17 protein-coding genes are annotated in these 23,406 nt (G+C 41.2%); all 17 read left to right on the plus strand.

The window, feature by feature from the left end; translation table 11 throughout:
• Positions 1-503: 503 nt before the first annotated feature.
• The 17 genes from VBD025_RS05670 (at position 504) to VBD025_RS05750 (ending at position 22,930) form a co-directional block, all read left to right on the plus strand.
• A complete protein-coding gene (locus VBD025_RS05670; RefSeq protein ID WP_430790132.1) occupies positions 504-2,630 on the plus strand; it encodes a (Fe-S)-binding protein in 2,127 nt (708 codons plus the stop codon).
• Between the two features lie 144 nt (positions 2,631-2,774).
• A complete protein-coding gene (locus VBD025_RS05675; RefSeq protein WP_430790134.1) occupies positions 2,775-3,965 on the plus strand; it encodes an acetyl-CoA C-acetyltransferase in 1,191 nt (396 codons plus the stop codon).
• Between the two features lie 198 nt (positions 3,966-4,163).
• The gene (locus VBD025_RS05680; protein ID WP_430790136.1) at positions 4,164-5,015 is read left to right on the plus strand and encodes a 3-hydroxybutyryl-CoA dehydrogenase; all 852 of its coding nucleotides are present in this window, start codon (positions 4,164-4,166) and stop codon (positions 5,013-5,015) included.
• A gap of 332 nt (positions 5,016-5,347) precedes the next feature.
• Positions 5,348-6,490 carry an acyl-CoA dehydrogenase gene (locus VBD025_RS05685; RefSeq protein WP_430790138.1) on the plus strand — a complete coding sequence of 381 codons (1,143 nt, stop codon included), beginning with the start codon at positions 5,348-5,350 and terminating at the stop codon, positions 6,488-6,490.
• Between the two features lie 15 nt (positions 6,491-6,505).
• Entirely contained in the window at positions 6,506-7,648 is a 1,143-nt protein-coding gene (locus tag VBD025_RS05690) for an acyl-CoA dehydrogenase (RefSeq protein ID WP_430790140.1), read from the plus strand.
• A gap of 39 nt (positions 7,649-7,687) precedes the next feature.
• The gene (gene meaB, locus VBD025_RS05695) at positions 7,688-8,623 is read left to right on the plus strand and encodes a methylmalonyl Co-A mutase-associated GTPase MeaB (protein ID WP_430790142.1); all 936 of its coding nucleotides are present in this window, start codon (positions 7,688-7,690) and stop codon (positions 8,621-8,623) included.
• Positions 8,624-9,253 carry a TetR/AcrR family transcriptional regulator gene (locus tag VBD025_RS05700; protein ID WP_430790144.1) on the plus strand — a complete coding sequence of 210 codons (630 nt, stop codon included), beginning with the start codon at positions 8,624-8,626 and terminating at the stop codon, positions 9,251-9,253.
• A gap of 378 nt (positions 9,254-9,631) precedes the next feature.
• Positions 9,632-12,874 carry a fused isobutyryl-CoA mutase/GTPase IcmF gene (icmF, locus tag VBD025_RS05705; RefSeq protein ID WP_430790146.1) on the plus strand — a complete coding sequence of 1,081 codons (3,243 nt, stop codon included), beginning with the start codon at positions 9,632-9,634 and terminating at the stop codon, positions 12,872-12,874.
• 478 nt (positions 12,875-13,352) lie between these two features.
• Positions 13,353-13,904, plus strand: coding sequence for a DNA-directed RNA polymerase subunit delta (gene rpoE / locus VBD025_RS05710; RefSeq protein WP_430790148.1), 552 nt, complete (start codon positions 13,353-13,355; stop codon positions 13,902-13,904).
• A gap of 389 nt (positions 13,905-14,293) precedes the next feature.
• Positions 14,294-15,901, plus strand: a complete 1,608-nt coding sequence (locus tag VBD025_RS05715) for a CTP synthase (protein WP_430790150.1) — start codon at positions 14,294-14,296, stop codon at positions 15,899-15,901.
• Between the two features lie 146 nt (positions 15,902-16,047).
• The gene (locus tag VBD025_RS05720) at positions 16,048-16,410 is read left to right on the plus strand and encodes a response regulator (RefSeq protein WP_430790152.1); all 363 of its coding nucleotides are present in this window, start codon (positions 16,048-16,050) and stop codon (positions 16,408-16,410) included.
• Between the two features lie 112 nt (positions 16,411-16,522).
• The gene (fba, locus tag VBD025_RS05725; RefSeq protein WP_430790154.1) at positions 16,523-17,386 is read left to right on the plus strand and encodes a class II fructose-1,6-bisphosphate aldolase; all 864 of its coding nucleotides are present in this window, start codon (positions 16,523-16,525) and stop codon (positions 17,384-17,386) included.
• Between the two features lie 36 nt (positions 17,387-17,422).
• Positions 17,423-18,058 (plus strand): fructose-6-phosphate aldolase, encoded by a 636-nt coding sequence (fsa, locus tag VBD025_RS05730; RefSeq protein WP_430790156.1) that lies wholly within the window; start codon positions 17,423-17,425, stop codon positions 18,056-18,058.
• A gap of 438 nt (positions 18,059-18,496) precedes the next feature.
• Positions 18,497-19,783: a UDP-N-acetylglucosamine 1-carboxyvinyltransferase gene (locus VBD025_RS05735; RefSeq protein WP_430790158.1), complete on the plus strand. Its 1,287-nt coding sequence runs from the start codon at positions 18,497-18,499 to the stop codon at positions 19,781-19,783.
• A gap of 146 nt (positions 19,784-19,929) precedes the next feature.
• A complete protein-coding gene (glpX, locus tag VBD025_RS05740; protein ID WP_430790160.1) occupies positions 19,930-20,898 on the plus strand; it encodes a class II fructose-bisphosphatase in 969 nt (322 codons plus the stop codon).
• A 337-nt stretch (positions 20,899-21,235) separates the two neighbouring features.
• A complete protein-coding gene (gene rho / locus VBD025_RS05745; protein WP_430790162.1) occupies positions 21,236-22,516 on the plus strand; it encodes a transcription termination factor Rho in 1,281 nt (426 codons plus the stop codon).
• Positions 22,517-22,687: 171 nt separating this feature from the next.
• Positions 22,688-22,930, plus strand: coding sequence for a type B 50S ribosomal protein L31 (locus tag VBD025_RS05750; protein ID WP_430790164.1), 243 nt, complete (start codon positions 22,688-22,690; stop codon positions 22,928-22,930).
• The last annotated feature ends 476 nt before the right edge of the window (positions 22,931-23,406 follow it).

Here is a 23,406-nt window from a genome sequence, read left to right on the forward strand (position 1 = left end):
CTGACAGCAGCGGAAATTTCGTTGCTGTCACTTCGCAGTATCTACACAAGAAAAACAGAAGTGGCGGTTAATAGCCACATAAATTAATCCCAGCATCCAGTGCTGGGATTTTATATTTAGTGGAAGTAGTTGAAAACACATCGCGGGCGATATAATTCCAGAATGGCCGACATAACGAGAAACATGGCCGTTATTTGCCGAAATGTGATCGTTATATTTTGAACGTGGCTGTTAAATTGTTAATCGTGGCCGATATCCAGTAAACCTGGCTGAAATCACACTGAAATGGCGGATAAAACTATTCCTCAAACTTAGAATGATCCCTCAAATTTCTCCAAACGTACGACAATAGATAACAAAAAGCATGTTTAAGCAAAATTGTATTGACTGAATGATCATTCATCTTTAATATAAGAATTATAGTACGAAAAACAGGCATAAACTGCTAAAAAATGAAATCGCTATCATTTTTTAGTATACTTACACAAAAGGGGGAGCGAATAGTGGATACATTTTTACTTATTAATACGCTTGCTTTCATAGCAATTGTCATCTATGGCTTGTATTTATTCGCTAGAGTAGTTGCTACTCGAATCGCTTATATAAAGCTTGGAAAAAAATCGGAATTTGACCGAGATTTTAAAGAACGTTTTCGAAGGGTTGGTAAAATTGTTTTTGGTCAGTCCAAACTGTTAAAAGATAAAAAGTCTGGAACGATTCACGTCATGATGTTCTATGGCTTCCTGCTGGTGCAATTTGGTGCGCTTGATATGTTTGTAAAAGGTTTGGCGCCTGGTAATCATTTGCCATTCGGAGTGTTTTATCCGGCCTTTACTTTTTTCCAGGAAATCGTAACTTTAACGATTTTAGTAGCTGTTATCTGGGCTTTCTATCGCAGATATATTGAAAAAATTGTTCGCCTGAAGCGTGGATTTAAAGCCGGTCTGGTACTGATCTTCATCGGTACATTAATGATTTCTGTGCTGTTTGGAAATGGTTTTGCTATGATCTGGCATGGACACGAAGCTACCTGGACAGAACCGATAGCCAGTGTAGTTGCATTGGCATTTGGCTGGTTAAGTCCGATGGCAGCAATGGTTTTGTTTTATATAGCTTGGTGGATACATACGGTGACAATTTTGACGTTCCTCGTGTATGTTCCACAATCAAAGCATGCGCATTTACTTGCTGCTCCAGTTAACGTATTTTTAAGTAAACGTGTACCTGGTAAGCTGAAGAAACTTGATTTTGATATTGATGAAGACGCTGAAGAAGATGAAGATGAGATTTCTTTTGGTGTAGGTAAAGTTGAGGACTTTGAGCAGTTTCAAATGATCGACTTTTACGCATGTGTGGAATGTGGTCGCTGTACGGACGTCTGTCCTGCCTCTGGCACTGGTAAAATGCTATCCCCAATGGATATTATGGTCAAAGTTCGTGACCATTTAACCGCCAAGGGTGCAGCAATCACTGGTAAATCTCCTTGGGTACCGTCGTATGCATTTGCGGGTACAGCTGGTAACGAACTGGCAAACATGAATCAGCACGGCAATGAACAGGCAGCTGAAAACAGTTTTGCTGACGTTAGCTTAATCGGTGATGTTATAACAGAAGAAGAGCTTGCAGGCTGTACGACTTGTCGAAACTGTGAAGAAGCATGTCCTGTTATGAATGAACATGTTGGGACAATTATTGATATGCGTCGTTACCTGGTCATGACGGAAGGTAAAATGAATCAGGATCAGCAGCGTGCAGTAATGAATATTGAACGTCAGGGTAATCCATGGGGCTTATCGAAAAAAGATCGCATCAAATGGCGCGACATGGACGAAACTGCCTATATTCCTACTGTAAAAGAACTGAAAAAAGAAGAAAAGGAATTCGAATATTTATTCTGGGTAAGCTCAATGGGTGCCTATGACAGCCGCAGTCAAAAAATTGCGCTGGCATTTGCTAAATTGATGAACCAGGCAGGCATTAGTTTTGCAATTATGGGTAACAAAGAAGCGAACTCCGGGGATACAGCGCGTCGAATTGGAAATGAATTTTTGTTCCAGGAGATTGCTGAGAAAAACATTAAAGAATTTGAAAAGAATGGCGTGAGCAAAATCGTTACCATCGATCCGCACGCTTATAATATTTTCAAAAATGAATACCCGGACTTTGGCTATGAAGCAGAAGTTTATCACCATACCCAAATGCTTTATGATCTTGTTATGAATGGAAAACTGACGCCAAAAGGTGAAATAAATGAGAAATTAACGTACCACGATTCTTGTTATCTTGGACGCTATAACGGTGTATACGATCCTCCAAGGGAAATCCTCACATCCATACCTGGACTTGAGCTTGTGGAAATGGATCGAAATCGCGAGAACGGCATGTGCTGTGGCGCAGGTGGCGGTTTAATGTGGTCTGAAGAAACAACTGGAAACCGCATTAATGTTGCTCGAACAGAACAGGCAATGGAAGTTGAACCAACGATGATTTCGACCGCCTGTCCGTATTGCTTAACGATGATCAGTGATGGAACAAAAGCAAAAGATGTCGAAGAAGATATTAGCACACTGGACGTTGCAGAAATCCTAGCATTGTCGGTATTTGCTGAAGCGGATGTCAAAAGCGCTTAAAATAAATGAGGGGTAGAATGTCTGCCTCTCACTTTTATGGCGATTGGATTGAGCGAGCGTTCAATCAAATAGTATTATTTTTTAACGGAAAAGAAAGCGTTATCAACAAATAAATAGATTAAATGGAGAAAGGGATGTTCATTTATGGCAAAAACAGTAATCGTATCTGGAGCACGTACACCATTCGGGAAATTCGGAGGAGCATTAAAGCCTTTTACAGCATCACAACTAGGTGGAAAAGCAATCCGTGAAGCACTTGATCGTGCTGGACTTGATGAATCTGAAATCGACGAAGTAATTATGGGAACAGTACTGCAGGGCGGTCAGGGTCAAATACCTTCACGCCAGGCTGCAAGAGAAGCGGGAATTCCGTGGACAGTTAAAACGGAAACAATTAATAAAGTCTGTGCATCAGGCTTACGCAGTGTAACACTTGCTGACCAATTGATTCGCCTTGGCGATGAGAGCGTAATTGTTGCTGGTGGAATGGAAAGCATGAGCAATGCGCCATATTTCCTGCCGGATGCTCGCTGGGGCAATCGTATGGGAGATAAATCAGTAAAAGATATGATGATTCATGATGGATTAACCTGTTCGTTTAATAACGTTCATATGGGAAGCTACGGGAATGGTACAGCTGGAAAACATGAGGTAACACGCGAGCAGCAGGATGAGTGGTCATACCGCTCTCATCAGCGCGCCGTTAAAGCAATTGAGGACGGGAAGTTTGCTGAAGAAATCGTGTCACTTGAAGTTCCACAGCGAAAAGGAGATCCCCTAGTAGTAGATACAGATGAAGCACCACGCAAGGATACGACGCTTGAGCGCTTGGCGAAATTACGTCCGGCATTTGGTTCAGACGGTACGATTACTGCTGGTAACGCACCTGGAATCAATGACGGTGCTGCGGCATTTGTTGTTATGTCTGACGAAAAAGCAGAACAATTAGGCAAAACACCGATGGCTACGGTACTTGGTCATGCAGAGGTTGCTGTTGAAGCTAAAGATTTCCCTGAAACACCTGGACTTGTAATTAATAAGCTTCTTGAAAAAACAGGGCATTCTAAAGATGATATTGATTTATATGAGATTAACGAAGCGTTTGCGGTCGTTTCATTGGCAAGTGGAAAAATTGCTGGTATTGACCCAGAAAAAGTTAATGTTAACGGTGGCGCAGTAGCGCTTGGACATCCAATCGGAGCAAGTGGTGCCCGCATTATTTTGACATTAATCCATGAATTAAAACGTCGTGGCGGTGGACTTGGCGTTGCAGCAATTTGCAGTGGCGGTGGACAAGGGGACGCAATACTTGTTGAAGTTCCACGAGAAGCGTAGGGAAATGTGCTTCATGCCGATCGGATGAATAAGGTTTTCGATCGGTAGGAGAACGATTCCGATCGGTTAGATGTAAAGCTCGATCGGAAATACACGGATGTCGCTCGGTTAGATGCGAGGCACGATCGGTAAAGTTGGAATATGGATCGGAAACAGCAGAAAGTCGATCGATAGGAATGAACAAAGGAGGCAGACATAATGGGAATTAAAAAAGTTATGGTTATTGGCGCCGGTCAAATGGGTAGCGGTATTGCACAAGTCTGTGCACAGGCCGGGTTTGACGTATTGCTTAATGACATGAATAAAGAAGCACTTGAAAAAGGTATGCAGCGTATCGAAAAGCTACTAGGGCGCGCTGTTGAAAAAGAACGAATCAGTGAATCAGATAAAACAGATACATTGGGACGTTTAGCTGCTTCATCCGAATTAGAGGATGCGAAAGATTGTGACCTGGTTATTGAAGCGGTAGTTGAAAATATGGATGTGAAAGAAAAGGTATTTGGCCAGCTGGACAAGATTACGCCAAAGCACGCTATTTTAGCTTCAAACACATCGTCACTTCCGATTACACAGATTGCTGCAGTGACAAATCGTCCAGATCAGGTTATAGGAATGCATTTTATGAATCCGGTACCTGTTATGAAACTGGTTGAAATCATCCGTGGTTTGCAAACGAGTGATGAAACATACCAGGCCATTGAAAAAATGACAAAAGAGCTCAGCAAAGTACCAGTTGAAGTGGAAGATTTCCCAGGCTTTGTGGCTAACCGAATTTTAATGCCGATGATCAATGAAGCGATCTATACCGTATACGAAGGTGTTTCATCCGTTGAGGATGTCGACACAGTGATGAAGCTTGGCATGAATCATCCAATGGGGCCACTTACGTTGGCTGACTTTATCGGGCTTGATACGTGTCTGTATATTATGGAAGTGCTGCATGAAGGGTTTGGCGACAGTAAATATCGTCCATGTCCGTTATTGCGTAAGTACGTGAAAGCTGGATGGCTTGGCAAGAAAAGCGGTCGTGGTTTTTATCAGTACGACTAATGTTTGATGAATTTGGAGCCACTTGAAATATGGAATAAGTGGATCTATGATCGCGTCTTCGAATATACTTCGCTTTCCGCGGGCACGGCTTCAGTCTCCTTGCCCCGACAAGGGGTATGCAAACGTTGTCCGCAAAGGACGGGTTTAGTTTGCCTTCCTCATTTAAACTGCGGGGCCTTCAGCTCGTGCTGTTCCCGCAGGAGTCTTCGTATATTCGAGATGCTAAGTTAAAGTGAAAAGTTGAAATTTAATATCCACCATTTTTTAGTGGCTAGGATTAATGTTTACAACGCAAATACAACACACAACAAGATAAACAAGGAGGTGCTTTCATGAATATACACTTTACAGAGGAACAGGAAATGATGCGTAAGATGGTCCGTGATTTTGCGCAAAAGGAAGTAGCAAAAGAAGTGGAACGGATGGAACAAGAGGATCGCCACCCTAAGGAATTGATTCAAAAAATGGGCGAGCTTGGCTTGATGGGAATTCCGATTTCGGAAGAGTATGGCGGGAGTGGAATGGATTTCACTTCTTATATTATAGCTATTCATGAACTATCAAAAGTAAGCGCAGCACTTGGCGTTATTTTATCTGTCCATACGTCAGTCGGTACGAATCCGATTTTGTATTTTGGTACAGAGGAGCAAAAACAGAAATATTTACCGAAGCTTGCAACCGGTGAGTATTTAGGTGCATTTGCATTGACGGAATCAAGTGCAGGGTCTGACGCAGGAAGCCTGAAGACTCGAGCTAAAAAAGACGGAGATAATTACATCCTGAACGGCTCTAAAATGTTTATAACAAATGGTGGTGTGGCAGATACATATATCACATTTGCACGAACCAGCGACGAAAAAGGATCAAAAGGTGTCAGCGCATTTATTTTAGAAAAAGATACACCTGGTCTTTCAATTGGAAAAACAGAAAAGAAAATGGGACTTCATGGTACGAAAACGGTCGAGCTAAACTTTGACCAATGTGTTGTTCCAAAAGAACAGCTTCTCGGAAATGAAGGAGAAGGATTTAAAATTGCCATGGCTAATTTAAACTTTGGTAGAATAGGTATTGCAGCGCAAGCCTTAGGAATCGGGGAAGCTGCGATGGAGCATGCTGTTAAGTACGCAAAAGAACGCGAGCAATTTGGCAAGCCAATTGCGCACAATCAGGGAATTTCATTTAAACTTGCTGATATGGCAACAGACGTAGAAGCGTCAAAGCTGCTTGTCTATCAGGCTGCAGCAATGGTTCAAGCGAAGCTGCCATGTAATAAGGAAGCATCGATGGCTAAACTATTTGCATCCAAAACAGCACGAACTGCCTCAATTGAAGCAGTTCAAGTGTATGGTGGGTACGGGTATACAGAAGATTATCCAGCGGAGCGGTTCTTCCGTGATGCGAAGATTACCGAAATTTATGAGGGAACAAGTGAAATTCAACACATTGTTATCGCAAAAAATTTATTAAAAGATTAGGGAGGCAACACCATTATGAATTTTCAACTAACTGACGAACAGGAAATGCTTCGTAAAATGGTTCGGGACTTTACAAAAAAAGAAGTAGAACCAACTGCAGCAGAGCGTGATGAAGAGGAACGCTTTGACCGCGAGATTTTTGACAAAATGGCTGAACTTGGACTAACTGGAATCCCATGGCCGGAAGAGTATGGCGGCATCGGATCTGACTATGTAAGCTATGTAATTGCAGTCGAAGAGCTTTCACGCCTATGTGCATCAACAGGTGTAACACTTTCTGCACACATTTCATTATGCAGCTGGCCGATATTCACGTACGGAAATGAAGAACAAAAGAAGAATTTCCTTACACGCTTAGCAACTGGTGAAGCGCTTGGAGCATACGCGTTATCAGAGCCAGGAGCTGGTAGTGATGTGGCATCAATGCGAACTTCTGCTAAAAAAGATGGCGACGATTATATCCTGAACGGCAGTAAAGTTTGGATTACAAACGGAGGAGTCGGAGATATCTATTTAGTTTTCGCAAAAACAGATGCAGCTGCAAACCATAAGGGAATCAGTGCATTTATTGTTGAAAAAGGAACAGAAGGATTTACTTTTGGTAAAAAAGAAAAGAAATTAGGAATCCGTTCATCCCCTACAACTGAATTAATTTTTGAAAACTGCCGCGTACCAAAAGAAAACATGCTTGGTGCTGAAGGTGAAGGGTTCAAGATCGCAATGTCAACGCTTGACGGTGGACGAAACGGGATTGCTGCCCAAGCACTCGGAATCGCTCAAGGTGCACTGGATGCCTCTGTTGATTATGCAAAAGAGCGCGAGCAGTTTGGTAAGCCAATTGCACATAATCAGGGAATTTCCTTTAAATTAGCGGATATGGCAACAGATATTGAAGCAGCTCGTTTGCTTACGTATCAGGCAGCATGGCTTGAGTCAAAACGATTACCATACGGCAAGCAGTCCGCGATGTCCAAGTTGTTCGCTGGAGATGCAGCGATGCGCATTACTGTCGAAGCGGTTCAAGTATTTGGTGGCTACGGCTATACAAAAGACTACCCGGTAGAACGTTACATGCGTGACGCTAAAATCACTCAGATTTATGAAGGAACAAACGAAATTCAACGACTTGTTATCGGAAGAATGCTGACGAAAGCTTAATTATGTCTTTGCTCGACGAAGTAAGAAAGGATGTACTTCATGCATGAACTAGTAGAACGGATGAAAAGGCAGGAGATACGCGCATTAGCCAAAGCCATTACCTTGGTTGAAAATGATCATCCTGAAAAACTATCACTCCTACGTGATGTGTTTTCGATGGAAAAAAAAGCGCGTCATATTGGCATCACCGGTTCGCCCGGAGCAGGTAAAAGTTCTCTTGTGAACCGATTGATTACCCATATTCGTGCTGAAGGTAAAACGGTCGCTGTAATTGCAGTCGACCCAACCAGTCCGTTCTCTGGTGGTGCATTGCTTGGGGATCGCGTACGAATGAACGAGCATTTCACGGACGACGGTGTTTATATTCGGAGTATGGCCACACGAGGCAGTCTTGGAGGTCTTGCGCGTTCGACGAAAGATGCACTTCGAATTTGTGATGCCTATGGATTTGGTGTTGTTATCGTTGAGACCGTTGGGGTTGGCCAATCTGAACTTGATATTATGAAAGTGGTCGACACAACAGCACTGGTATTAACGCCGAACAGTGGCGACGTTCTGCAGATATTCAAGGCGGGCATCATGGAAATTGCCGATTTATTTGTGATAAACAAAGGTGACCTGCCTGGTTATGGGAAACTGAAAGCGCTGCTGAAGGAATTAGTAATGAGCACCGCTACACATGATCATCAGACCGCTATTATAAAAACAATCAGTACCGAGAACAAAGGTATCGACAAACTATGGGAAAAAATGAATGATCATCATGATTATTTATATTCAACAAATGAAGGCAAGAAAAGGCGTACCGATCAGCAAAAACTTGAGGTTTATGAGCTGGTCCGGGAAGAAATATGGCGTGATATAAAAGATTATATCGATTCAAATGAAGAATTTTCGCCAATTCATGCAGATAGCGATCCATATCAGAAAGCAATGGACTGGTATCAAAAATGGAAAAAGGAAGGGGCAAATTAAATGACCCAGAAACAAATCCTTTCTTCTGTAAAAGATCAGAACCTAATTGAAAAAAGGCGAAACCAAATGATTAAAGGTGCCATAACACTCTTTAAAGAAAAAGGTTTCCACCGGACCACCACAAGAGAAATCGCAAAGGAATCGGGCTTTAGTATTGGGACACTATATGAATACATTCGTACCAAAGAAGATGTACTATTTCTAGTATGTGATTCTATCTATCTTCAAGTTAGAGAGCGCCTGGATGCAACGATTGACATTGAAGACCCATCCATAGACAGCTTTATCAAAGTTGTAAAGTCCTATTTTCAACTCATGGACGAAATGCAGGAAGAAGTTGTCATCATGTACCAGGAAGTTAAATCGCTTGAAAAAGATACGAAAGAGTATGTCCTGCAAAAAGAACGAGACATGGTTGGAATGCTGGAGAGAGTTATTGTAACCTGCCTACCTAAAACGGTTCAGGAAAAAGATGCCAGACTGCTTGCAAATAACATTTTTATCCAAGGTCAAATGTGGGGATTCAGAAGATGGATGCTTCAAAAAGAATTCACATTGGATGAATACGTCGACCGCCAAATTCACTATCTTTTGCTAGGTATGGATATAAAAAACAAACAACCGATGTAAATTATGTGAATCTACGATCGCATCGTCGAATCTACTTCGCGCACCTTAGGGCACGGCTTCAGTCTCCTTGCCCCGGCAAGGGGTATGCCGACGTTGTCCGCAAAGGACGGTTTTTAGTCGGCCATCCTCTAAATCTGCGGGGCCTTCAGACTCGTGCTGTCCCGCAGGAGTCTCGTATATTCGAAGATGCTAAGTAAAGGTGAAAAATCAAATAGTAATGATCTATCACTTTTTCAACCGCGACACTAGTCCAAGGATCAGCACTTGCACGCGGAAAGCGGAGTTATATTTATAGATGCAACGATAGATCCACGTGGTTCAGTACAATAACAACAATTTTTAATAAAACAACAGAAAAAATAAATGGGAGGCTTGATGATGGAACAAGTACAAGTGTATAAACCAACAAATCCTGTTCGATTTGTCACAGCATCAAGTTTGTTTGATGGCCATGATGCATCGATAAACATCATGCGCAGAATATTACAGGCAAGCGGTGCCGAGGTTATTCATTTAGGACATAACCGATCAGTAGAAGAAGTCGTACATGCAGCAATTCAGGAAGATGCACAAGGTATTGCCATATCATCTTACCAAGGTGGTCACGTGGAATACTTCACATACATGGTCGATTTGTTAAGAGAGCTTGGCGCTGACCATATTCATGTCTATGGTGGTGGCGGAGGCGTAATAATTCCGCGTGAAATAAAAGAACTTCACGAATACGGCGTTTCCTGGATATTTTCCCCGGAAGACGGACGGAAATACGGACTCCAAGGTATGATTAACCGCATGATTGAGCAGTGTGATTTTATCCCGCCAATCGATGTGGAGAAGGACCAGGATAAATTAATTAAAGGTGATCGTCAGGCAATGGCGCGCTATATAACTTACATGGAAAATGACGAAGTTGCAGAGACTGACAAACAAAATGTGCTGCAGTCCCTTCAGAAGAAATCAACGAAAAACACACCGGTACTGGGTATTACGGGTACAGGTGGTGCTGGTAAAAGTTCATTAACAGATGAACTTATTCGCCGTTACATTAACGAAATTCCAGATAAGAAAATTGCGGTTATTTCAATTGACCCGACGAAAAAGAAAACAGGCGGGGCGCTGTTAGGTGACCGTATTCGCATGAATGCCATTTTTACAGACCGTGTGTTTATGCGTTCACTTGCAACTCGTGACTCAAGAAGTGAGCTTTCCAAAGCGATTCAGGACGTAATCGACGTGGTACGCGCTTCTGGCTATGATTTCATCATTGTGGAAACAAGTGGAATCGGGCAAGGGGATGCAGCTATCACAGAAATAACCGATTTATCTATGTACGTGATGACAGCAGAATTTGGAGCGCCATCACAGCTTGAAAAAATCGATATGATTGATTTTGCTGACTTTATCGTTATCAATAAATTCGAGCAAAAGGGATCAGAAGATGCATTGAATCAGGTTCGCAAACAATATGAACGCAGCCATATGCTGTTCCACCAGGACCAGACGAAATTTCCTGTTTTCGGAACAATCGCTAGTCAGTTCAATGATGCAGGAACGAATGCCCTCTTTGCATCGCTAATTGATAAATTAAATGAAAAGTACGACTGGAGCGATACGATCAACTTTGACCGTAATATTATTGCGGAAAAACAAAACATGATTATTACAAACGAACGTCGTCATTACTTACGTGAGATTGGGACACATGTCCGTAATTATCATGAAACAACTGAAAAACAAAGTGAAATTGCGCGTAAATTGTACCAGCTTCACGGCGTGAAAGAGACTCTGGACGATGAGGAAATTGTTCAAACGATTGATGAAAAAATCGAAAGCTTTGAAGAAAAACTTGATCCTGAAGCTAAAAAAATGCTGGCTAAGTGGGATGAAACAAAGGAAAGCTATTCACAGGATAAAATGAAGTTTTCAATCCGTGATAAAGAAATCGAAATGGATATTTCGACTGAGTCACTTTCCGGGATAAAGATTCCAAAAGTTGCGTTCCCACGATTTAAAGATTGGGGCGAGCGTCTCACATGGCTGATGAAGGAAAACGTTCCAGGATATTTTCCGTTCACAGCAGGTGTATTTCCGTTCAAACGTAAAGGGGAAGATCCGACGCGTCAGTTTGCTGGCGAAGGAACTCCTGAACGTACTAACCGTCGTTTTCATTATCTTGCAAAAGACGGTGATGCGAAGCGCCTTTCAACGGCATTTGACTCTGTAACACTTTATGGAGAAGATCCAGCGCCACGTCCGGATATTTATGGAAAAGTTGGCGAAAGTGGTGTGAGCATTTGTACGCTGAATGATATGAAAAAGCTGTATAATGGCTTTGATTTAACGAATCCAATGACCTCTGTGTCAATGACAATCAATGGTCCAGCACCAATTATTCTAGCTATGTTTTTCAATACTGCTATCGATCAGCAGGTTGATAAATTTACGAATGAAAATAATCGTCAGCCAAGTCAGGAAGAATATGCAAAAATAAAAGATGAAACTTTAGCAGTAGTTCGCGGGACGGTACAAGCGGATATTTTAAAAGAGGATCAAGGACAAAACACGTGTATCTTCTCTACAGAGTTCGCATTGCGGATGATGGGTGATATTCAGCAGTATTTCATCGATAAAGAAGTACGCAACTACTATTCTGTATCGATTTCCGGCTATCATATTGCCGAAGCTGGAGCAAACCCAATAACACAACTTGCGTTCACTTTAGCCAATGGGTTTACGTATGTAGAATATTATTTAAGCAGAGGAATGGATATTAACAAATTCGCACCAAACTTATCATTCTTCTTCTCAAATGGTCTTGACCCGGAATATACAGTAATTGGCCGTGTTGCACGCCGAATTTGGGCGATAACTATGCGTGACAAGTACGGAGCAAATGAACGCAGCCAAAAGCTGAAGTATCATATTCAAACATCCGGACGATCGCTGCACGCGCAGGAAATCGATTTTAACGATATTCGTACTTCCCTGCAAGCGTTACTGGCAATTCAGGATAACTGTAATTCGCTGCACACCAATTCATATGATGAAGCAATTACAACGCCGACAGAAGAATCAGTACGTCGCGCAATGGCAATTCAAATGATTATTAACAAAGAATTCGGATTGACGAAGAACGAGAATTCCCTGCAAGGTTCATTTATTGTCGACGAATTAACCGACCTTGTGGAAGAAGCGGTACTGCAGGAATTTGAAAAAATGAATGATCGCGGTGGCGTGCTTGGCGCAATGGAACGTCAGTATCAGCGTGGTAAAATCCAGGAAGAATCGCTTTACTATGAAGGTAAAAAACATTCAGGCGAACTTCCAATTGTTGGAGTAAACACGTACCTGAACCCAACCCCACCTACAGAAGATGAAATTAACTCAATGGAGATCGCTCGTGCATCTAAAGAAGAAAAAGAACACCAAATTAAAGAAGTGCACAGCTTCCAAAAAGAAAATGAAGCCCATACCGAAGCAGCACTTACTAAACTTAAAGAAGTCGCAGCAAACGACGGAAACATCTTCGTTGAATTAATGGAAACAGTAAAAGTAGCAACCCTAGGCCAAATCACCAACGCCCTCTACCAAGTAGGCGGACAGTATAGAAGGAATATGTAGTTAGAAAAACGTAGGTGCCCGGTTATTGCCGTATGTCCTGGAAGGCAACGTATGAGATAAAGGAAACACGAAGAGCGTAAGCGATTCGATGTTGACTTATCGTAAGGAGGTGCCTGAAGGACACTAGGCAATGGGCACCGAAGTTAGACAGGTAGAAAGGCGGAAGCTTCTAGGAGCCGCAGCTAGCCAAGAAAAGCGGAGGCGACTGTTCAGCCTCGACTTGGCCGATATACTCAAAAAACGCTATCTATGCTAGTCCATGCAAAAACAGCGCAACTCTTTTTAGGTGACAACGTTAAATTAATCTAGCAAAATCTATTGACTAACAAACGAAAAGTTGAGAAAACAAGTGTTTTCTCAACTTTTTTATTTGTATCTCTAGCATAATTGATATAGATTTGTTTATAATGTATGGTATGGTAATTGACGTAAAGGAAATTTTAACTAATAATTTTACATATAAAGGGAGTGCTATATCTTGAGCTTGAAAAAACACAGCCAAGAAGAAATCTCAAAAATGTCCATGATAGAACTAGCTAACTTGATTTTACTTGATAAAAAGAAGGCAATGGACTTTCGAGATGTTTTCAAAAAAATTGCAGATCTAAAGGGATTTACCGAAGCTGAAAAAGAAACGAACATTACACAATTCTATACAGATTTAAATATTGATGGCCGCTTTATGACAACAGGTTCTAATATGTGGGGCTTAAAGACTTGGTACCCAGTTGACCAGCGTGATGAAGAGGTTACAACAGCGGCTCCTAAGAAGAAGAAAAAGAAAGCGGTTGTTAAAAAGAAAAAAGCCGTCAAGAAGAAAAAAGCTGCTTATGAAGAAGAGGAAGAAGAAGAGTTGGACATTGTTGATGATGATATCGAAGAATTAGCTGATGATCTGGACGATGATGACGACGATGATTTTGATGATGATGATTTAGACGACTACGATGATGATGAAGATGACGAAGATGACGAAGATGACGATGAAGATGATGACGAAGAAGATATGAAAAAGAAGAAGAAAAAATAGCCGAAAGCAGGCTTGACTTTTTTCGCCCTTATGCTACAATTTTTATTGGGCTCTTGAAATTTATTTATAATAAGCGTTCCCCTTGTAACAGTTGGGGGAGCGCTTTTCTTATTTTAGCAGGCAAGAAAGTATAAATCCTTTCTTACTGCATAAGTGCAACTAAGGCTTTCGCCATTAAGGCTTGGCGATAAGCCGAGTTATGTCTAGCTTCGGCGTCTAGCTGCTAGCAAATAGATAGCTCTGATGAACCGTACGCATAGATCGGCGTACGATTCCCAGTTCTATCTATTTGTACGCAGCTGACCAGACGCCTACGCTTTTCTTGATTTATAGCAATAATTTTTATAGATTCATCAAATGATAAGGAAAATTAGAAAGAGGGATGCAACGTGACTAAATATATTTTCGTAACAGGCGGTGTGGTATCGTCACTAGGTAAAGGGATTACTGCTGCCTCTTTAGGCCGGTTATTAAAAAATCGTGGACTAAAGGTAACTATTCAAAAATTCGATCCGTACATCAACGTTGATCCTGGAACAATGAGTCCTTATCAGCATGGTGAGGTATTTGTAACGGAAGATGGTGCTGAAACGGACTTGGACCTTGGTCATTATGAGCGTTTCATCGACATTAATTTAAATAAATACAGCAATATTACCACAGGAAAAGTTTACTCAAGCGTAATTAAAAAAGAACGCCGCGGAGATTATTTAGGTGGTACGGTTCAGGTTATTCCACATATTACCAATGAAATTAAAGAGCAGGTTTATCGTGCTGGTCAAGCTACGAAAGCGGATGTAGTTATTACAGAAATTGGCGGTACAGTGGGAGATATTGAATCCCTGCCATTTCTTGAAGCGATACGTCAGATTAAGAGCGACATTGGTCGTGACCACGTTATGTATATCCATTGTACACTTGTTCCTTACCTCAAAGCAGCAGGTGAGATGAAAACGAAGCCTACGCAGCACAGTGTTAAGGAATTGCGCTCATTGGGAATTCAGCCTGATGCGATTGTCTTGCGTACGGAATTACCAATCAGCACGGATATGAAAGAAAAAATTGCGCTGTTCTGTGATATCAATCAGCATGCGGTTATTGAAATGCGCGACGCTGATATTCTGTACCAGGTACCGATTGCTTTACAGGAACAAAAGCTCGATCAAATTGCATGTGATCACTTCGGATTAACCTGTCAGCCGGCGGAAATGGACGAATGGATAGCATTGGTAGACAAGGTTCGTCATTTGAAGAAAAATATCACGATTGGTTTAGTGGGGAAATATGTCGAGTTACCTGACGCGTATTTATCTGTAGTGGAAGCACTAAAACACGCTGGTTATCCGTATGATGCGGATGTTTCTGTTCATTGGATAAACTCAGAAAAACTTGATAAGGAAACGATAAAGCATGAATTATCTCGAGTTGACGGAATAATTGTACCAGGTGGTTTTGGCGATCGTGGAATCGAAGGGAAAATAGAAGCGATTCGTTATGCACGTGAAAATAAGGTGCCTTTCTTTGGCATTTGCTTAGGAATGCAGCTGGCAACTGTTGAATTTGCGCGTAATGTTCTTAACCTGGAAGGTGCGCATTCTGCTGAAATTGACCCATCTACACCTTATCCGATTATCGATTTACTGCCAGAACAGAAAAATATTTCTGACCTTGGTGGTACCTTGAGACTTGGTATCTATCCTTGCAGACTGCAGGAAGGTACAAAAGCTAAAGAAGCGTATGGCGAAGAAGATTTAGTGTATGAACGTCACCGTCATCGTTTTGAATTCAATAATGAATTCAGAGAACAAATGGAAGATCAAGGATTCATTTTTTCAGGAACGAGTCCTGACGGCCGATTGATCGAAACAATCGAAATCGCTGACCATCCGTGGTTTGTGGCAAGTCAGTTCCATCCGGAGTTTAAGTCACGCCCAACCAGACCACAAGAACTATTTAAAAGTTTTATTGGTGCTGTAGTTACAGATTCCGAAAAATAATAAGTAATACACGATATCCCCGCATCTCATTGGATGCGGGGGTTTGTCGAAATTTGAAGGATGCGAAAAAGCAGGAAAAATTATATAATAGAGAGAAAGATTGTAATAGGGAAGAAACACGTAAAGGAAGGTTAAGGATGCAGGCAATGAAAAAACATATTTTAGTAGTAGATGATCAGCCTGGGATTCGTTTTTTGCTGGATGAAGTCTTTACAAATGAAGGATATCAAATAACGACAGCAAGTACGGGAAAAGAAGCCCTTGATGAAATCCACGCAGGAAGTTTTGCTTTGATTTTGCTGGATTTTAAACTTCCAGTTGTGGATGGGTTGGAAGTCTTACGTCGAATGGAAGAGGAAAACATTAACATTCCTGCTATTCTGATGAGTGGATTAGCTGAAGAAATTAGTAAAGTGGGTGAGTCGTGCGCGCTTGTCAAGCACATACTCGCTAAACCTTTCAATATTATGGAAGTATGCAAAATAGTGAATGACATAATAGAGGAGTAACACAGATGCTTGTGTACATCCTATAGTTGCGACTTCATTCGCTAGTTGGTATTCTTATACTGTAGCTAAATTAATAGTAATAGGTGAACACTCATCTAATAGGAGGATATTCATGCCATTAGTTTCAATGAAAGAAATGCTCGAATTGGGCAAAGAAAAAGGATATGCTGTTGGACAATTCAACTTAAATAATATGGAATATGCACAAGCAATTCTTCAGGCTGCTGAAGAAGAAAAGTCTCCGGTGATTTTAGGAGTATCTGAAGGTGCAGCTAAATATATGGGTGGCTTTAAAGTTGTTGTTGCAATGGTTAAAGCGTTAATGGATGAGTATGGGACAACAGTTCCGGTTGCTATTCACCTTGACCACGGTTCAAGCTTCGAAAAGTGTGCACAGGCAATTCATGCAGGTTTCACCTCTGTAATGATCGATGCTTCCAGCTTGCCACTTGATGATAATATTGCTGTTACAAGAAAAGTAGTCGAGCTTGCACACATCAATGGAGTTTCTGTAGAAGCAGAGCTTGGTCGTGTTGGTGGACAAGAAGATGATATAATAGTAGATGACGCTGAAGCTGCTTACGCGATTCCGGCAGAATGCGAACGTCTTGTTAAAGAAACAAATGTAGATTGCTTTGCTCCAGCACTTGGATCTGTACATGGTCCATACAAAGGTGAACCAAATCTTGGTTTTGACCGCATGGAAGAAGTAATGAATCTTACAAATATCCCACTCGTTCTGCATGGCGGAACTGGTATTCCAACAAAAGATATCAAGCGTGCAATTTCCCTTGGTTCAGCTAAAATCAATGTAAATACAGAAAGTCAGATTGCGCAAGCGAAAAAGATCCGTGAAGTATTAGCTGAGCAGCCAAACCAATATGACCCTAGAAAATATATGGGACCTGGCCGCGACGCTATTAAATCAACAGTTATGGGTAAAATGCGTGAATTTGGTTCGTCAAAACAAGCTTAATTACTAAATATAAAGAAGAGAGAGGTTTTACCTGATATGAAATTTTTTATTGATACAGCAAATATTGAAGAAATACGTTCAGCAAACGCGCTTGGAGTTTTAGCTGGTGTTACTACGAACCCGAGTCTCGTTGCAAAAGAAGATATTTCTTTTCATGACCGTTTAAAGGAAATCACAGAAGAAGTTTCTGGGTCTGTCAGTGCAGAAGTAATTGCCGAAGACGCAGAAGGAATGATTAAAGAAGGTAAGGAACTTGCTGCAATTGCTCCAAACATTACAGTGAAAGTTCCGATGACATTAGAAGGACTGAAAGCTGTAAAAGCATTCAGCGACTTGAACATCAAAACAAATGTAACGTTAATTTTTAACGCAAACCAAGCTCTTTTAGCAGCACGTGCAGGAGCATCGTATGTTTCTCCGTTTCTTGGCCGTCTAGATGACATTGGTCATGATGGAATGGAGCTTATTGCAACAATCTCTGGTATCTTTGACCGTCACGGTATCAAAACAGAAATTATTGCAGCATCCATTCGCCACCCACTCCATGTAACAGATTCAGCACTGCATGGTGCACATATCGCAACCATTCCATATAAAGTACTAGGACAACTAGTAAAACATCCATTAACCGACCAAGGAATCGAAAAATTCCTAGCAGATTGGAATAAGTAAGAAAAGCGTAGGCGACTGATCAGAAGCAGACGCATAAGCAAGGGACCGAAGAACGCATGGTTTTAGCGTTCGTAGTGTTCATTGCTTATGACGGCAGCTTCTAGGAGCCGCAGCTAGCCAGAAAAGAAAAGCGTAGGCGACTGATCAGAAGCAGACTCATAAGCAAGGGACCGAAGAACGCGAAATATACGAGTGAATTGGCCGATATATTTGGCTAGTGGCGGTTATTCGCTAAATTCTGGCCGATATCCATATTTTGATAAATCTCAAGATCTGTTATAAGCGTTACAATGCATTTAAACAGTTCGAGAAGTGAATTCTCTTCCGATAGATTTACCAAAAATTAGAATTAAATTGGAAAAATTGTACAACCTAAGGTCAACAAATCAAACATGAGTGCTCAAATTATTTTGAGCAGCCTCGAAAAGAGGGTACTAAATGCAAAAAATGTTAGTTGAAGGCGGAAATCTTTTAAAAGGTAAAGTTCGAGTTAGTGGTGCGAAAAACAGTGCAGTTGCATTGTTGCCAGCGGCCATTTTAGCTGATTCAAACGTAACAATTGAGGGGTTGCCGGAAATCTCTGACGTTTACACCCTTGGAGACTTACTTGAAGAAATTGGTGGAAAAGTCGATTGGGACGGTCAGAATGTGACCATTGACCCTGAACACATGATTTCTATGCCATTACCAAATGGTAAAGTGAAAAAACTGCGAGCATCTTATTATTTCATGGGTGCCATGCTTGGGAAGTTTAACCAGGCTGTTATTGGTTTACCTGGTGGCTGTCATTTAGGTCCAAGACCAATTGACCAGCATATTAAAGGTTTTGAAGCGCTTGGTGCAGAGGTTACCAATGAAAAAGGCGCAATTTATATTCGAGCGAAACAGTTAACCGGTGCACGGATATATCTTGATGTTTCAAGTGTCGGTGCAACGATTAATATTATGCTTGCAGCGGTTAAGGCAAAAGGAAGAACCATTATAGAAAATGCTGCAAAAGAACCTGAAATTATTGATGTAGCAACACTATTAACGAATATGGGTGCTAGAATTAAAGGTGTTGGAACTGACGTAATTCGTATCGAAGGTGTAGATACACTTCACGGTTGTACGCACACGATAATTCCAGACCGGATTGAAGCTGGAACGTATGCTATTGCAGCAGCGGCTGCCGGCAGTGAAGTAATTATTGATAACGTAATTCCGCAGCATCTGGAATCAGTTTTAGCAAAGCTGCGGGAAATGGGAGTTACTGTCGAGGAAAGTGATGAACAGCTTTTAGTTGCGGCACGCGGTCCTCTAAAAAGTGTTGATATAAAAACGCTGGTTTATCCCGGATTTCCAACGGATCTGCAACAGCCTTTTACCACATTACTTACAAAAGCGCTTAATACTGGTGTTGTTACGGATACCATTTATTCTGCCCGTTTGAAGCATATTGACGAGTTGAGAAGAATGAATGCGATTATCAAAGTAGAAGGCGGATCAGCAATTGTTTCCGGACCTGTCCAACTCGAAGGAGCGCGTGTAAAGGCTTCCGATTTACGGGCAGGAGCGTCACTCGTAATTGCAGGATTAATGGCGAATGGGATAACCGAGATTACTGGTCTTGAACACATTGATCGCGGTTATGAAAAACTTACAGATAAGTTGATTAGCCTTGGAGCAAACGTTTGGCGTGAAGAAATGTCAGAACATGAAGTCGAGCAATTTCAGAATTCCTAATATACTGCCTGACCTAGTTTATAGGTCAGGATTGGAGTTCTAGAGAAAATGCCGATACAGTAAAACTTCAGCATTCGCTATGAAAGACTAAGCGAATGCCGAGTTTTTCTTAGTAAAATACATAAATAAAGGGAGAGAATTCAATCATGGAAAGAAGCTTAACCATGGAAATAGTTCGTGTAACAGAAGCTGCTGCTTTGTCCTCAGCTCGCTGGATGGGAAGAGGAAAGAAAGAGGAAGCTGATGATGCAGCAACGTCTGCAATGCGCGATGTTTTTGATACAATCCCGATGCAAGGAACAGTCGTAATTGGAGAAGGTGAAATGGATGAAGCGCCAATGCTGTATATCGGCGAGAAACTTGGAACCGGAACTGGACCTAGTGTAGATGTAGCGGTAGATCCATTAGAAGGTACAAATATTGTTGCTCAAGGAACTTGGAATGCTTTAGCGGTAATCGCAATTGCTGATAAAGGGTCTCTCTTACATGCGCCTGATATGTATATGGATAAGCTTGCTGTTGGACCTGAGTCGGTTGGTAAAGTAAATATTAACAATTCCACACTTAAAAATCTGCAAATAGTTGCAGAAGCAAAAGGTAAAGACATTGAAGATGTGGTTGCGACTGTTTTGGACCGACCTCGTCATGCTGAACTGATTCAAGAAATACGCGACGCTGGAGCAAGAATTAAGTTAATCTCTGACGGTGACGTTGCTGCAGCAATGAATACTGCTTTTGATGATACTGGTGTCGATATTTTATTTGGTATCGGTGGAGCTCCTGAAGGCGTTTTAGCTGCTGTTGCTTTAAAATGTTTAGGTGGAGAACTGCAGGGGAAACTGATTCCTTCAAATGAAGAAGAACGTAAGCGCTGCGCAGAAATGGGCGTTACTGACTTCAACAAAGTATTAACAATGGATGACTTTTGTGGTGGAGATGACGCTATTTTCGCAGCTTCTGGAGTGACAGATGGTGAGTTATTAAAAGGCGTTCAATTCAAAGGGTCAAAAGCAACTACTCAAACGATTGTAATGCGTGCAAAAAGTGGCACAGTGCGATTTATTGATGGAGAACACAGTCTCCAGAAAAAGCCAAACCTTGTCATGAAACCGTAAAGACAAATAGAAGGAAGGAAGCCACACGAAAAGAGTGGCTTCCTTATCTATTAAATAAATTTTTAAGACTTAGGCAAAAAATAGAGTTGAATCTTATGAATGAAACGGGTAATATGGTAGATGTTTAGTACTAGTCAAGAATGGTTAATATAGAATATACCGTGTTAAAGAAACTCCTACTCTAGCTTCCGACAATTCTTCCTGTTTTTCGTAAACTTACCTTACACTGAAGAGGAAATCTCATCAGATCATGTCAGTCGGTCAATCAATTTTATAAGATTTTTATACATTATATTTAATTAATTAGAATGCAAAAATAAATAGGTGTGGTGATTATATGGCAGAATTAACAATATCTCATTTAGAGACATTAACATTGAAAGATATCTATGCATTAGCGAAAGAGTACAAAGTCTCGTATTATGCAAAACTTACAAAACGTGAACTTATATTTTCAATTTTAAAAGCACAAGCAGAAAAAGATGGATTTTTATTTATGAATGGAATTTTAGAAATCATACCTTCAGAGGGATTCGGCTTCTTACGTCCAATAAATTATTCTCCAAGCGCAGAAGATATCTACATATCTGCCTCACAAATTCGTCGTTTCGATTTACGAAACGGTGACAAAGTATCCGGTAAAGTTCGACCACCAAAAGAAAACGAAAGATACTATGGTTTATTGCATGTTGACGCGGTAAATGGGGATGACCCTGAAAGTGCAAAGGAACGTGTTCATTTTCCTGCATTAACAGCATTGTATCCAGACCGTAATATGAAATTAGAACTGGAATCAAATCAACTTTCCACACGAATCATTGATTTGATGACACCAGTGGGATTTGGTCAACGTGGTCTTATCGTTGCCCCGCCTAAAGCTGGTAAAACGATGCTTCTGAAAGAAATTGCAAACAGTATCTCAAAAAACCATCCTGATTCAAAATTGATTATCTTATTGGTTGATGAGCGTCCAGAGGAAGTTACGGATATCGAACGTTCCGTAGATCCAGATGTTGATGTAGTAAGTTCAACATTTGATGAAGTGCCGGAAAGTCATATTAAAGTGTCGGAGCTTGTGCTGGAACGTGCGATGCGATTAGTGGAACATAAACGCGACGTAATTGTACTGATGGACAGTATTACAAGACTTGCACGAGCGTATAACCTCGTAATACCGCCAAGTGGAAGAACATTATCCGGTGGTATTGATCCAGCAGCATTTCATCGTCCAAAACGATTCTTCGGTGCAGCAAGAAACATTGAAGAAGGCGGAAGCTTCACTATTCTAGCAACCGCACTGGTTGATACAGGATCACGGATGGATGACGTTATCTATGAAGAATTTAAAGGTACAGGAAATATGGAGCTGCATCTTGATCGGAATCTTGCCGAACGCCGCATCTTTCCTGCCATCGATATTTTACGTTCAGGTACTCGTAAAGAAGAATTGCTTGTACCAAAAAATCATCTTGATAAAATTTGGGCGATCCGCAAAACTATGCAGGATTCACAAGGATTCCTGGATCGTTTCTTGCGCCGTTTAAAAGCATCAAAAACAAATGACGAATTTTTTCAGCAAATGGACGAAGACATGACTCGTCGGGGAACAAAAAAGTAGAATCAGCAGCCATAAATAGAATTTAGTAGTTTGATTATAGTAACATATTGCAATCGGATGCTGAGACTGGTATAATCACTTTATGTGAGTTTCGATAAGGTATATAACCTATGATGGCTCTTACAATAACTCTGTTTCTAAAGGACTCAGGGCAAAAAGGAGTGTATTGACATGAAAAAGGATATTCATCCGGAGTACAGAAAAGTAGTTTTTCTTGATACTAGCTCAGATTTCAAATTTCTAAGCGGATCAACTAAAAACTCAGAAGAAACAATTGAGTGGGAAGATGGTAACTCATACCCATTAATTCGTGTGGAGACAAGTTCAGATTCACACCCATTCTACACTGGTAAACAGAAAGCTGACAAAGTCGGTGGACGTGTAGACCGATTCAAGAAAAAATATAATATGTAATATAAAGCGTAGGCGCTCGTTAATTGTCGTATGACCTGGAGTAATCCGCATGAGATAAAGGAAACACAAAGAGCGTAGCGATTTGATGTTGACTTATCGTAAGGAGGATTGGGAAGGTCACTAGACAATGAGCGCCGAAGCTGGATTGTAATATAAAGTGGAACGGGCTTGTTCAGCGACGAAAAGCATAGACAAGAAACTGTAGAGCACATGCTTTTCGTGCTCGGAGTGTTTATTGTCTATGTCTCGAGTCGCTAGCCCGTGAAACTGGATTGTAATATAAAGCGAAGGCGACTGTTTAGAAGCGGACGCATAAGCGAAGGACCGAAGAACGCCCGGTTTGTGGCGTTTTGAGTGTCAATTGCTTATGACGGCAGCTTCTAGGAGCCGTAGCTGGATTGTATAAAGCGAAGGCGACTTCGTTATACGGAAACAGGCAAAGTGTCTAATTTTGCCTGTTTTTACTTTTAATAATA

The sequence above is a fragment of the Virgibacillus flavescens genome, assembly GCF_050574275.1.
GTDB lineage: Bacteria > Bacillota > Bacilli > Bacillales > Amphibacillaceae > Virgibacillus_F > Virgibacillus_F flavescens.

What these genes read in the sequence shown, in the direction of transcription:
- fsa (WP_430790156.1), top strand. Translation starts at nt 17,423, where the DNA reads ATGAAATTTTTTATTGATACAGCAAATATTGAAGAAATACGTTCAGCA.
- VBD025_RS05685 (WP_430790138.1), top strand. Translation starts at nt 5,348, where the DNA reads ATGAATATACACTTTACAGAGGAACAGGAAATGATGCGTAAGATGGTC.
- glpX (WP_430790160.1), top strand. Translation starts at nt 19,930, where the DNA reads ATGGAAAGAAGCTTAACCATGGAAATAGTTCGTGTAACAGAAGCTGCT.
- VBD025_RS05700 (WP_430790144.1), top strand. Translation starts at nt 8,624, where the DNA reads ATGACCCAGAAACAAATCCTTTCTTCTGTAAAAGATCAGAACCTAATT.
- VBD025_RS05735 (WP_430790158.1), top strand. Translation starts at nt 18,497, where the DNA reads ATGCAAAAAATGTTAGTTGAAGGCGGAAATCTTTTAAAAGGTAAAGTT.
- rho (WP_430790162.1), top strand. Translation starts at nt 21,236, where the DNA reads ATGGCAGAATTAACAATATCTCATTTAGAGACATTAACATTGAAAGAT.
- VBD025_RS05675 (WP_430790134.1), top strand. Translation starts at nt 2,775, where the DNA reads ATGGCAAAAACAGTAATCGTATCTGGAGCACGTACACCATTCGGGAAA.
- icmF (WP_430790146.1), top strand. Translation starts at nt 9,632, where the DNA reads ATGGAACAAGTACAAGTGTATAAACCAACAAATCCTGTTCGATTTGTC.
- meaB (WP_430790142.1), top strand. Translation starts at nt 7,688, where the DNA reads ATGCATGAACTAGTAGAACGGATGAAAAGGCAGGAGATACGCGCATTA.
- VBD025_RS05750 (WP_430790164.1), top strand. Translation starts at nt 22,688, where the DNA reads ATGAAAAAGGATATTCATCCGGAGTACAGAAAAGTAGTTTTTCTTGAT.
- VBD025_RS05720 (WP_430790152.1), top strand. Translation starts at nt 16,048, where the DNA reads ATGAAAAAACATATTTTAGTAGTAGATGATCAGCCTGGGATTCGTTTT.
- fba (WP_430790154.1), top strand. Translation starts at nt 16,523, where the DNA reads ATGCCATTAGTTTCAATGAAAGAAATGCTCGAATTGGGCAAAGAAAAA.
- VBD025_RS05690 (WP_430790140.1), top strand. Translation starts at nt 6,506, where the DNA reads ATGAATTTTCAACTAACTGACGAACAGGAAATGCTTCGTAAAATGGTT.
- VBD025_RS05680 (WP_430790136.1), top strand. Translation starts at nt 4,164, where the DNA reads ATGGGAATTAAAAAAGTTATGGTTATTGGCGCCGGTCAAATGGGTAGC.